The following is a 13,729-nucleotide window of genomic DNA, read 5'->3' as shown; positions in this document are numbered from 1 at the left end:
TTATTGATCAAAATGAGTGGACTTGTTTTCGAGATGAATTAAATTTTTTTTTAAAACTGATTATAATCAATTAATTAGTTTTAAAGGAAGATATTGATTGTCTTCTGAGTTTAGAGCATAAAGAGTGATTTTATCTATCTGATGTTCATTTTTCTTTAGAAATAAACTCAAAAATTCTTGGTCATGTGTTGAAAAGATTAATTGTCTAGTTAGTTGACTTAAAACATCACAAATAGAAAACCTATTGATATCATCCATATTTTGTATTGGATCGTCAATTGCTATAAAATCAAAATAACTACAGCTCTGTGCTTCATTGGTTGCAATAAAAATTGATAAAGCTAGTACGTTCAACTGTCCTGAACTTAATACCATATTAGCATTTGCATAATATGATACGTCTTCATTAGATATATTTGTTTCCTCTTTTATTTTTATGTAAAGTTCTTCATTATTAACAACATCAAAATATAAATTATTAAATTGAGATGGTGTTGGATTTAAATATCTATAATATGTCTGAATTGTACTTTTATCACTATTTAAAAAATCTGTTGCCTCTTTACCATATTCACTATCTAATTTGTATAACATTGTGTCTATAATCTCATTCTTTACTAAGACCTTATTTAATTTCCCATCAAGTACTTCTTGATCTTTTCTCACTTTTTGCATTTCATTATTTATGCCTTGATTGTAATGTTTGTCTTCTATTATAGGTAACAAACTTCTAAGTAAGTTTAACGAATCATCAATTTTTTTCGCTGCTCGTCTAAAAATCCTTTAAATTCTGAAATTGAATTTACATTATATACTTTTTAGTTTTTTACCTTTACCAACTTTACAATACAATTATTAAAAAGCTGATATGACCTTTTTAAATACTTAAACAAGGTCATATCGTCTTTTTGAACTGTTCGTTAACCTAGAATGTTAAATTCCATGAACATTAAATAAATAAAAAAAGTGGATGAAAATTTCATCCACCTTTAAAAATCATTTTAATTGTAATTCTTCTTTTAATATCGTTATATAGTCTCTAATTATTCTTGAAAAGTGCTTTTTACTAGACATAATCCATCCATATTGAATATGTGTGGCGTCATAATCTACGATATCTAATATGGCAACATTTTCGCTAAACTTGTAGTCAACCCCATAAAAATCTGGAATAAATAAGACACCTAGATTTTCATCGATTGCTTTCCAGATTGTTTCAATATTTGTAGATGAAAATAATTCATTCATAACGCCAAATTTCTGAAAGAAATTATGTTTAAACGATTGAATGAATTCACCCTTATAAGAAATAAGTGTTTCATTAACAATTTGTTTTGGCGTAACAAATGATTGTTTTGCTAATGAAGACTCCTTGCTTACTAATAACTTCATTTTTCCTTCAAACAATTTTTGATAAACTATATCATCATTTTTTTCTAGTAAATGTTTAATATAAGGTAATATACCGATATCACTTCGATTCTCTCTTATATCATTTATAATTTCTTGGCCAGGCTTTTGATAGATTTCAATATTGGCCATAGGATGGTCTTTTTTAATAGCCGAAATTGGGCTTAGAAGTGGTGCAATAAACCCTGGAACTGTTGATATTTTTAAGTTACCAGTCACATTACTATTTAATAATTGCGCTTTTTCGATAAGCTCTTGATATTTTAAAAATACCTCATTCGCAATTGAAATAATCTCTGCTCCTTCATTTGTTGGAATGGCACTATTACCTCTTGATCGTTTGAATAGTGTTAAACCTAATTGTTTCTCAATACTAACAATCGATTGACTAATAGCCGATTGACTTACAAAAAGATTTTGTGAAGCAACCGAGAAGGAACCTGTTTTTGCGACCTCAACAAGATATTCTAATTTTTCGATGTTCATATTTTTCTCCTTTTGTTAGCGTTTATTAGTATACTATAAATATTTCAATGATTGAAAGTATCAAAATCCAAATTGTAAGAAAAGCATTTAAACATAATGATAAAAAATGCATTTTCCCAATTAGGAAAATGCATTTTTATGATCCTACTGTATTAAATTAGAATTTCCAAACTTTGAAACATTAAAACTTAAATCACATTTACTGTATGCCTAACTCATTCTTAATATCCTCAAGCGTCTTACCTTTATTTCGATTAACTGGTTTTGGAGCATTATCTACCTCTGGGTTTTGCAATAAGAAATTCTTCTCTACATAAATGAAGTCTTTTGCATCAACTGTCCCATCAAAATTGATATCAGCTGAACGCTTATTTGTTCCCCAGTACGTTTGAATTGCTAATGCGTCATTTATATCAATTACATGATCTTTATTTACATCACCAGCTTTTCCTACAGAAACTGATTCAGTTCCGATCCTGACATTAAGTCCATACATAGTATCGTCCAACATTTTATATACTCTGTCGAATTTACCACTAGTAGTAAAGTGACCGGGAACATCTGTTATTACTGTAAATTCATCTTTAGTGACTGGTAATCCAGTTGCAAAAAATTGTCCTCGCGTATCCATTAATCCAGAATATGATTTTCCATTACTATCTACAATTTTTACATTTGCTCCAATTTTTGTAAAATCAATCTGTTTCAATGTACCATCTGCATTTTGGAAGCTTTCTGGGTGAATGTAACTAGTAACTCCTGAGATATCTGACAGAACAATTATCGGAACAATAAAAGTAAATGGTTTTGTTACCGAATTGTCTACACCTGTAAAAGTTGAAGATACAGTATTAAAGCTTGAGAATGAAAGACCGATTGATTCTGAAATTTTAAATGTTACATCAACCATCGGTACATCACCAGATACTTCAGATGAACCATCAAATGTGACATTAATATCAGATTTAACAGACGTACTGGATGGATTTGTTGTTGTAACGTTTAATTGTCCACCAAGTTTCCCGGCCGCAGGATTTAATGCAATATTTACGATTTCAGTATCAGCAGTTTTTGTTGTAAAGCTGTAACCTGCCTGCTTTAACTTGCTCACATTATTAGCAGTAAGTGTAATCGTTCTTGTATCGCCCGGGCGAGTAACCATTCTACTTAATCTTGTAGACCCGTTTGGTTGACCGTAAACATAAGGTGTTCCTTCTTTAACGAAAAAGTATTGCTTTTCACCAAAAGCATTCGTTGCTTGGTCTGCTCCAACAAATCGAACATTTAGAAATGGTATACTTGGAGCCATTTCGATTTCATCCTTCATTTTTCCATTTTCATCTAATGGAAGTCTACCAGTTAACCATGGGCTATGATAGAAATAACCAATTTGATTTTTTGATTGATCAATCTTTAGTCCAGCTGCTTTCATCAATTCAACAGATTTGTCATTGATTGAAGCATTCATTCCAACTGTTTTTTGGCCTTCTTTATACTCAATAAATGGATTACCTTCTTTTTCCCCATCTATTTGCACATCAAATAAATTTGGCATTGTATTATCAACTAATAGATCTTGAGAGATTGTATATGCTTTACCCTCGTCATCATAACCAATTAGTTTAAGCTTATAAAAACCTTCTTCAGCTAAAACTGGTATCTTACTAACCGGATTGTTATCGTCGTTTGTAAATGGATAGTATGCTCCTAAAGTTGCTGCAATATTGTACCCCACACCTTCATCAAAAGCAGTACCATCGAATGTATTCGCTAAACCTAAATCCTTACCAGTTACTGCATCAGTATAAACAACATCGATATTTCTCATATGAGATTTTAATGAGAATTTAGCCACTACATAAGGATAAAATAATGGGTTGTTTAAATTATTTCGATCATTAGACATAGCTTGTCGATCAAGAGTCATTTCCTGGAACCCTTGTTCAACAAAGTGTACACCAAATGGTACTCGATACGTTTCAGATGGATTATCTTTGTTTGTATACACCACATATCCTTCATATATTCCTTTTTCCGCTGTTTTAGGAATGTTTAAGGAAATATTCATTTTCTTTTGGCTAATTCCTTTTAAAGTAACTGAGGAAGGAGCTTGTACAGTTACACCGTTTGCAGCTGCATCCTTTGAACCACGTAAATTGGTTTGGAAGTTTACTTCCACATCAAATGTTTTCGTTTCTTCTCCTCTGTTCAATAAAGTAATTGCTCTTGAGTCTGAGAAGTCTTTGCCATCATAAGCAACATTACCATAGCTAAGTGCACCTGTTTCTTCACTAAGTTGTTTTTCTTTTCCATTAACAATCATTGGCGTTTTATCTTTTACCTTGATTTCGATAGTTGAATGAATTGCATTATATGGGTCAATACGTCCAGCACCTTGTTCAAAAACGCTGTACGGTTTACTAAGTGAATCAGCTGTATTCATTAATATTGCTTTTACATCCTCTGGCTGTAAATCAGGCTGAGCTTGTTTTAATAATGCTGCAACACCGGTTGTAAATGGTGCAGCCATTGATGTTCCTGACATACGCTGATAAGCAAGATTATAATCTGTTGGATTGTTTGGTGTATTTATATAACTCGGAACAGTTGATAATACGCTTACACCTGGTGCCGTAATTTCTGGTTTAATATCATAATTCAATCTTGAAGGTCCTCGTGAACTAAAGTCTGCTAACGAATCTCCTTGTGTTTTTACTTCACCCATTTCTGTAAACGTAAAGTTAACAGAACCTGCTTGTAGTTTTTGTTTTAGTGCTAGTCCCTCTGCATTCGATAATGAGAAAGATGGAATGAAGTTTAACCCTTCTCCTAAATAAGTCGGAATATGACCTTCTGTTGCATTATCATTATACAGAAGAACTGCAGCAGCTCCCTGCGACTTTGCAACTGCAATTTTTGAATCCAATGTATATGTTCCTCTACTCATCAACACAATTTTGCCTTTTACATCTTTTCCAGAATATGCTTCACCGAGATTCACATCTACAACAGGTAATGTTTGTCCTTTAAATTTTGTAAGATCCTCTCCGTATCCACTTGCCATTAATCTTAAATTAGCAACTGCCTCTCCAATAGAGCCTTTAGCTGATGCCGTTTTAATCGGTACATCGCTTGCACCTACTGTTAATGCTAAAGCAGCAGTACCAGGAGAACCTAACGTATACATTTTATTTCCTGAATTACCTGCAGAGACAACTGATGTTACACCACTTAATACCGCATTATTAATCGCAATACTCTCAGCGATCATTGGATTATTATAGTTAACCCCTAATGATAGATTCATAACATCCATGCCATCAGCAACTGCTCGATCAATCCCAGCAATGATATCATCAGAAGTTCCACTTCCTCTTGGGCCAAGCACGCGATATACATGTAGTTCTGCATCTGGTGCTATTCCAGTTGTAGCATATTCACTTTCATTTTCACCTTGTCCAACAATCGTACCAGATACGTGAGTTCCATGTGCTGTAACGTAAGATGCTGCTCCTGAAGTGCCGCCTGGTTTCCCAGCTTTTACCCAATCATCATAAGTCGTTTCCATCGGGTCATTGTCATCATTTACGAAATCGTATCCGCCTTTAAAGGCTGCTTTTAGATCAGGATGATTGTAATCAATACCGGTATCAAGAACTGCCACCTTCACTCCTTTACCTGTGAATCCTTCCTCGTGCAATTTATCTATTTGAAGAAACGTTCGCTCATCTGCCATACCTTTTCCAGTTGATTTAGCTGTTGATTCTGTTCCTTCTACTGGCGTTTCTGATTGTATAACTGAGTCGCTATAAATTGCATGTACCGCAGCTGATTTCATTAAATTCTTCAGCTTATTTGCAGGTATTTCCAAAGCAACTCCGTTAAATGCATGCTTATATTCATGTTTTACTTTATATGAACCATCTGATTTCGTTTTAAATAGTGAGTTTAAATCAGATTTAAATGTCTCATGATCTGCATCTGCGTTACTTTTTGCTTGTTCTTCAGATAATAATTTACCTTGAAATGCAGCTTCTAGGACAGCGATTTTTTTAGGTTTTTGTTTAAATGAAACAATAACCGATACACTTTCTTCGCTTTCTAAATTAACGTTAGTATCTAAAAACAGCCCCGTCTGGTCTGTATTAGATAATTTTTGTAGCGCCTGTCTTTGATCTGGAGTTAGATTAGCCAAAATCGTTTCTGCTTTTGCAAAATTCTCCGCTTTTGAGACATTGGATACATTACCTAACGACCCTAAAATAAAACTAGATGATAAAACTGCAACAGAAAGACTTTTTACAAGTTTACGATTACTTGTTCTTTTCAACATACTCTCTTCCCCCATTTTGTATAATTCTTAAAGTGAAGTTTTTAATGGTAGAGGAATTTTGAATCTAGAATACTAGCTTTCTTATTCTAAAATCCATCAACATTAAAAGTCCCTTTCTATCACTAATTATTAAAAATATTCTAAAAACTATCAATCGGGTTATATAAAGCCTATTACATCAATGTTTTTCTAATTCTACTTACAGATTTCGACATATTTCTTATCTAAAGTTTATAAACAATCTATTCATTTTAGAATTTATTAAAGGATCGTTACCTAGTTCTCTCAAAAATTGGAAATTTTTTTGTCGTTTCTAACAATTTAGACCGAATAACCAGAGAAATTAATAAAGTAAAAAAGAGAAGCTGTCATTCAGCTTCTCTTCGTTATTTGTTTATTTTAATCCTAACTGACCTAAAACACCGTCCAAACTAACTCCCTTATAAGACGATTTCGCTTTTGGCGCATCTGTAACAGTTGGATTTTGTAATCCAAAGTTTTTGACAATATAATCCATATCCTTTTTATCTACTACTTTATCAAAGTTGAAATCTGCAGATGCTTTATTTGTACCCCAATAAGTTTGTACTGCTAATGCATCTAATACGTCGATTACATTATCTTTATTTACATCACCAGCTGCAGCAACTGATAGGTTCCAAGATAGTCTCTTTCCAACAATTTCTCCACGAACTTCATCTGCTAAAACAAATTGTTTGTTCATTGTAAAATGACCAGGTACATCGACAGTTACTGTATAAGGATTTACTTCTGCTTTAAAACCATCTGCGCTATACTGACCATATTTAGTTAATATTGGCGCGTCAACTGTTGTTTTTCCATCATAAGATGTAACAGATACTTTTGCACCAATTTTACTTAGATCTATTGAATAATTTGGTTGACCAGTAGAATCTTTTGCACCTTCTACTTGTACAGATCCCTGTACAAAGGAATAATCCGTATTAATTTTAATGCTTTCCATATATGAATAAACATTATTTGTCTCAACATTTGATTGATCAATTGTAGATGAAGTCATAGTATACCAATTGTAAGGTGTAGCCCAAAGTCCATTATTATATTTATTTTTAGTGGTTTTCAAGTCGAAATTAAACAACTGTAAATCTTCTGGTAAAGCTTTCTCCCCTAAATATGAAAAGGTAATTGTATAGTTAGTATTATACGTACTTGTTTGAACAGCAGCCACAGAAACTTTTGCGTCGCCAAACTGCTTTACTGCATCACTTACAACTATATTTTCAATTGATGCATAGTCAGTAGTAACTGGTATTGTAATTTTACTAGTTTTTAAATTTTTTACGTTATTTGATCGAACACTAAAGTTAACTGTGTCTCCTTGTGTGATGCTTTCTTTATTTGCCTTTAAATAATAGTAAGGTAAATTTTGATCCACAAATACAACTCTTAACATATTAAATGCATTTCCAATAAAGTTTGACGCATAGTCCTTTCCATAAAACTGAACTTGTAAAGGTGTTGGTCGCTTTTTAACTAAAATTTGATCATTATAGTTTCCATTTTGGTCTGTATTAATTGGATTTGCTGGAAACGGACTATCATAAAATGAAACAACAGCATTATTTGATTGATCTACTGGTAGTCCTAGACGACTTGCTTCTTCGGTTTCAGGATCATGTAAATTAATGTTAAAGTCATATAAAAATTCGCCTTTTGAATTAAACTGACTATCTTTATATTCAATTACTTTTTGATCTAGTGAATCAAAGCTTGAAGTCATCTTTGGTGCTCCGAGTTCATAGATGAAATCAGAAGTCTTTGTAAACGTCTTACCTTGTTCATTTGTACCAACCAACTTTAACTTATAGTGACCTGTTTTTGCGATTTTTGGTTCACTACTAATCGGTTTTTTTGAATCACCAGTAAATGGATAGTAAAATGTAGTAAATCCTCTTGTAACATAATAAGTAAAATTTTCATTGATCATGATTGGTGTAAATGAGCCAACAAATCCAATGTCTTCACCAGTTGAAGGATCTTGTAAGATAATATCTAATGTCTTCATATGTGATTTTAAATTGAATTCAAATGATAGGAACGGCCACGCAGTTGCTGGCCAAGCTGTATCAGTTGAATACATTGGTAAGGCTTTAAAAGACTCAATTCCTTCATTTACTACGCGACCACCAAATGGAATTTGATATGTTTCAGTTGGATCAGCAGTATTTATGAAAGTAATATATCCCTCATACGTCCCTTTTTCAGCTGTTTTAGGAATGTTTAAGTTGAACTTGATAGATTTTTGACTAACTCCTTTTAATTTAACTGATGATGGACCAGTTAATGTTACATTGTTTTGAGCAGCATCCTTAGAGCCTCTTAGTTCAGTTTGGAATTTTATATCTACATTAAATGTTTTTTCTTTTTCACTTCGATTTTTTAACATTACATTTTTAGAATCAGTTAAATCTTGATCATCAAATCCAAATGATCCAAAGCTCATTCCACCTGTCAATTCTGCAATGTTTTTCTGTTTACCATTATTAATCATTGGCGTTTTATCAACTACTTGTATTTCAACGTTTGAGTGAATTGCTTCAAATGCATCTACTCGACCGCTACCTACTTCGTATACACTGTAATCTTTTGATAATGGGTCTGCAGTATTCATTAAAATTGATTTGATATCAGCAGGTTCTAAATCTTTGTTCGATTGTTTTAGTAGTGCTGAGACACCCGCTACATAAGGCGTTGCCATAGAAGTTCCTGATAATCTAGCATATCCATACTTGTAATCCTCTGGTTTCGTACCATCTACACTTTTGTCGTTTATGTAAAATGGAACAGTTGAAAGGATGGACACACCTGGAGCTGTTACTTCTGGCTTCATATCATAATTTACACGAGATGGGCCTCTTGAACTAAATGTGGCAAGTTCATCACCAACTGTTTGTAATTTCGTAAAGTCACCAAATGTAAAGTCAGTTTTTCCAGCTTTAATCGCTGCTAAAATTGAATTTCCTTCATCATTTGAAACTGAGAATGCAGGAATTGCATCAACTGACTCACCTAAAAATGATTGAATCGCACCTTCTGCCTTGTTTGCTTCATCGTTATACATTAGTACACCGACTGCACCATTTGCTTTTGCATTTTTTATTTTATCAATTAATGCAAAATTACCACGTTTGATAAAGGCAATTTTTCCATTGACATCTTTGCCATTAAAGTCAGCTGGATTAGCTAGTCCAACATCAACAAGCTGATATGTTTTTCCTTTTAGTTGAGTTAAATCATCTTTATAGTTTCTTGCTAATTGTCTAGTCGAATAGTTTTTACCGTCTTGCACTCCTGCATATTGATAAACATCAAGTGCAATTGATGATGCACCTACTGTTAATGCTAAAGCTGCAGCACCAGGTGTTCCTAAAGTATACATTTTGTCACCGCTATTACCTGCTGCAACGACAGTCGTAACACCACTTAAAACCGCATTGTTAACTGCAATAGAAGTAGCGTAAAGAGGATCATTGATAGTAGCTCCTAATGACATATTAATTACATCCATGCCATCCTTCACTGCACGATCAATTCCGGCAATAATCGCATCAGTCGTTCCACCACCATATGGTCCTAATACCCGGTAAGCATAAAGATCGGCTTCAGGTGCAGCGCCTATCGTCTTATATTCACTATCTGCTTTTCCACGACCACCAATTATTCCTGCTACATGTGTACCATGCTCAGTATAGTAAGCATTGCCATTAAATTCCGGATGCCCTGATTTTTTCCAGTCTTCAAAGGTTGTTTCCATTGGATCCTGATCATTGTTTACGAAATCATATCCACCTTTATATGCATCTTTTAAGTCAGGGTGATTATAATCCATACCTGTATCAAGAATTCCAACTTTAATTCCTTTCCCTGTAAAGCCTTCTTCATGCAAACGATCTAAAGCATCATAAGGTGTATAGTTCGCAACATTCGCTTCATCGGCTTTTAGTTGATCATTTTTCTTAGGAGGGTCAATTGAAAATTTTTCGTTACTCCAAATTGTTTTAACAGCTTTTGATTTTAATAGATTCTTAATTTGATTTGCTGGTAGTGTAATAGAAACACCATTAAATGCATGTTTATATGAACGATTCATTACATAATTAATTTTTTTACTATGATCATCTACCAGTAACTTTTCTACATCTTGTGCAAAAGTGTCGTGGTCTTCATCGACTAATTTTGCTGCTTCATTTTCAGTGACAGATTTCCCTTCAACACTCGCTTCAAGATGTGCGACCTTCGCAGGTTTATTTGCAAACTCAACAATGACATTTGTTTGGTTTGACGTGTTTAAATCAATGTCCGAAGAAATTTGAAGACCTGTTTCTTCATTTGTTGAAAGCTGATTCAGTGCAGCTCTCTGCTCTGTTGATAAATTCGCTAAAATATTTTCAGCATTCTTTGGACTAGCAGCTTTTGTAGCATCTGATACTTGTCCAAGTGAACCAAGAATAAAACTTGATGTTAAAGCTAAAACTGTAAAGCTTTTTAAAAACCTTTTCTCCGTCTTTTTCACCATTTTCTTCCTCCTAGATCTCTAAAAAGTTACTCACTGTAATGTAGTACGATATTGACATTTATCAGATAAACTCATCTAACAATTTAATTATTAATAATATTCAGTTTTTAAACAATCGGGTTATACTAGCCCAAACAATTCAATTACGACCGTTTTCCCCACCACATTCCGACAAACTTCTCGCCAAAAGTTTATAAACTCAAATTCATAAGGTTTCCACAATTAAAGATTGAAATACTTTAATATTGTTTTAAGTTTTGAGCCAATTCTACAGCCTTTTTATACTGTTTTACCTCAATATAGTGTCGATATAATTTTTTTCCATATTGTTCATAATAAGTATCATTATTAGTAGATTTAAACTGAGGCAAAGCTACCTCCGCTAAAAAATCAATATAATGATTTAGATTGTTTTTACACTTCAATGATAAAAGTGTAAATAAAGTTCTTAATATCGGACATTGTTTTCCAGCTAATTTGATCCCTTTATCAATTTTTTCAATTAGTTTCTTATTCTCTAAAATATTCCCTTCCGTACAAGCTTCAACATAATGATAGTATCGACGCAAGTAATCTATTGAAGCATTATTTGTCAAAATTAGTGATTGCTCAAAAAACTGTGCAGCCTGTTTATAATCCTTTTTCTTATAGAACTCTTCCCCTATATTATTTAAAAGTACTAATTGGTTTTCATAAGCACCAACAACCTCAGAAGTATGAATTAAATCCTTATACTTATTAATCAACCCTAAAAAATCAATATCATTACCACTTTCAAATTGCATTAACATTAATGTTTGAGCATTAATCGCATTTACATAGTTATAAGTCTTATTGAAAAATTGAAGTGCAAGTTCTGCATTAGAATAGGCCTGTACTTTTGCATTTGCATAGTGATACGCAAGTGCTAAGTGATAGTAAAATTCTTCATTATTGTATTCTTCTATATTAATTTGCTTTAGTATTTTAACTGCAGTTAAAGACCCTTCACTTTCAGTCGTTCTAAATGTGTTAAGACAATACATCCCTTTAATATGCAGTAATAAATTTCTTTCATAATTAGATAAAGCTGGATAATTATTTTCTACGTATTCAATCGTATTTTTGGTTTCCGGTAACATTTTCTGGTAAAGATAGTATCTTGCAGTTAATAAAAGATAGTACGCCGCATGTTTAGTAGAATTGATTAATGGCATTTTTTCTAATTCCATTTTTATTTCTTTCATTTTGATTGAATTTTGCATAATCATTGAATGATCCCATTCTTTTAAACGATTATCGATCTGTTGTAATGATTCAATTTCTTTATTTATATTGATACTTAACCGTTCTGATAATTTGGAAATAGTATCAGGTGAAAAAGCAACTTTTCCTCCTTCGAATCTACTAAGATATGCTTTAGAACAAATACCTTCTCCTAATTTTGATTGACTGATTCCTTTTTTCTCACGATAATATTTGATAATTTCTCCTACTAACATCTTAAGCCTCCTAGTGAATCAACATGATGAGGAATTGTTCTATTTAATAAAATGATAAAAATAAAATTACACCTTGATGAAGCGATTTACTCTTATAGAATGGCATGTAAAAACTACCTTTCTATTACCGCCTTAGTCCTCTTCCTTTCTGCGTTTATTAATTCATTATATGTAATCAGAATTTTCTAATAAAATTAGAAATCATCATATTTAAATTAGAAAATCTTATATTTCCAATAAATGAAAAGAGAGTAGCGAACAACAACTAATAAAAAAAGCACTTCCCTTTACGGAAAATGCCTAGTTTATAAATTTATATTACTTACATTTATGTACTCTTATTATCACTTTTTATGAGGATATGTATGTTTGCTATTGATTAATTTTCGCAAATCACCACGGATAAAAGCGTCCTTCCATTCTTTAGGATGAAATGGAATTAACGGTGCTAAATATGGGACAACGAGTGATTTTAGTGATGCCATATAAATGAATAATAAAATTAAACCTATGATCATCCCTTTTAAACCAAAAAAGAAACCTAATAGCAAATATACGATCTTCTAAACTTGTTTTGGAATATTGTAAGAATCGTGGATTTGTGGTAGGAATGAGAGCGAAAAATTTTGAAAATTTATAAGAGGCATTATTGAGTGCTGAATATGGTACATAGTGTCATGAACGGTACAATACAAAATAACTAAATATAGGTGTAACCACTCTGTGGTTCAATCTAACTAAAGTAAAGGATTCCAAATTTCCAAAAGGCGAAGATGCCGCATTATTTGTAACAGATAGAGCCCCACATAGATTAAGTATCGCACAAACACATATATATCATTAAAAATGTTTCTTTACGTTCCGAGTTTAATAAAGAAATTTCACCACATCAACTTAGACACAGTTATGCAACTCATTTAATGGATAATGGTGCTCCTCTTGAAGTAATCCAAAGTTTATTAGGTCAAAAATTGAAACAACACGTATTTATGCCGAACTAAGTGGAAAACAACGTCACGAGCATTATAGTAAATTCTTTTAAAATAGGACCTAAAGTGGATGAATTTAGGTTTGCACTATTAAAATACGCACCTATTTGTGAATCTTTTCACTTAAACTATACTGCCATTTAGTTTAAGTGTAAATATTCACAATATGAATGATTTTTCAAACTTAAATATCTTATTACCTGAAAAGTAACTTAACAAACTGGAGCAATAAAATTAACAAAAAACAAGAAAAAAGCCCAAACCTCTGATACACTTAGGTAGGTTTGAGCATTGGATATATAACCTTAAAATACCAAAATTACAAAGTAATAACAAAACCTTTCAATATGGTGATGGAAGGCTATTTTGGCATGCACATTAATATAGAATGTGACTATTAAGATATTTATTGAAAAATATTGACACCCTGTTAGCTGGTATAGTGTAAATGCATGCTAATATTTGACATAAT

The 13,729-nt window shown here is 32.4% G+C and carries 7 protein-coding genes; 1 reads left to right on the top strand and 6 read right to left on the bottom strand.

Going from position 1 to position 13,729, the window contains the following annotated elements; genetic code table 11:
- Positions 1-66: 66 nt before the first annotated feature.
- From V7056_RS02660 to V7056_RS02635, 6 genes are all read right to left on the bottom strand, one after another.
- Positions 67-666, bottom strand: coding sequence for a hypothetical protein (locus V7056_RS02660; protein WP_499699028.1), 600 nt, complete (start codon positions 664-666; stop codon positions 67-69).
- A gap of 330 nt (positions 667-996) precedes the next feature.
- Positions 997-1,896 (bottom strand): LysR family transcriptional regulator, encoded by a 900-nt coding sequence (locus tag V7056_RS02655; RefSeq protein WP_499699026.1) that lies wholly within the window; start codon positions 1,894-1,896, stop codon positions 997-999.
- Positions 1,897-2,095: 199 nt separating this feature from the next.
- On the bottom strand, positions 2,096-6,229 hold the full coding sequence (locus V7056_RS02650) for a S8 family serine peptidase (protein WP_499699024.1): 4,134 nt from the start codon (positions 6,227-6,229) through the stop codon (positions 2,096-2,098).
- 394 nt (positions 6,230-6,623) lie between these two features.
- A complete protein-coding gene (locus V7056_RS02645; RefSeq protein ID WP_499699022.1) occupies positions 6,624-10,787 on the bottom strand; it encodes a S8 family serine peptidase in 4,164 nt (1,387 codons plus the stop codon).
- 239 nt (positions 10,788-11,026) lie between these two features.
- Positions 11,027-12,268, bottom strand: coding sequence for a helix-turn-helix domain-containing protein (locus tag V7056_RS02640; protein ID WP_499699020.1), 1,242 nt, complete (start codon positions 12,266-12,268; stop codon positions 11,027-11,029).
- A gap of 344 nt (positions 12,269-12,612) precedes the next feature.
- Entirely contained in the window at positions 12,613-12,819 is a 207-nt protein-coding gene (locus V7056_RS02635) for a spore germination protein (protein WP_499699017.1), read from the bottom strand.
- Between the two features lie 279 nt (positions 12,820-13,098).
- Between V7056_RS02635 and V7056_RS02630 the strand changes: the two genes are divergently transcribed.
- A complete protein-coding gene (locus V7056_RS02630; RefSeq protein ID WP_499699030.1) occupies positions 13,099-13,269 on the top strand; it encodes a tyrosine-type recombinase/integrase in 171 nt (56 codons plus the stop codon).
- Positions 13,270-13,729: the final 460 nt, after the last annotated feature.

The sequence above is a fragment of the Bacillus sp. JJ664 genome (genome assembly GCF_036962205.1).
Lineage (GTDB): Bacteria > Bacillota > Bacilli > Bacillales > Bacillaceae_G > Gottfriedia.
The sequence above is the reverse complement of the archived record's forward strand: the minus strand, read 5'-3'. Positions and strand labels throughout refer to the sequence as shown.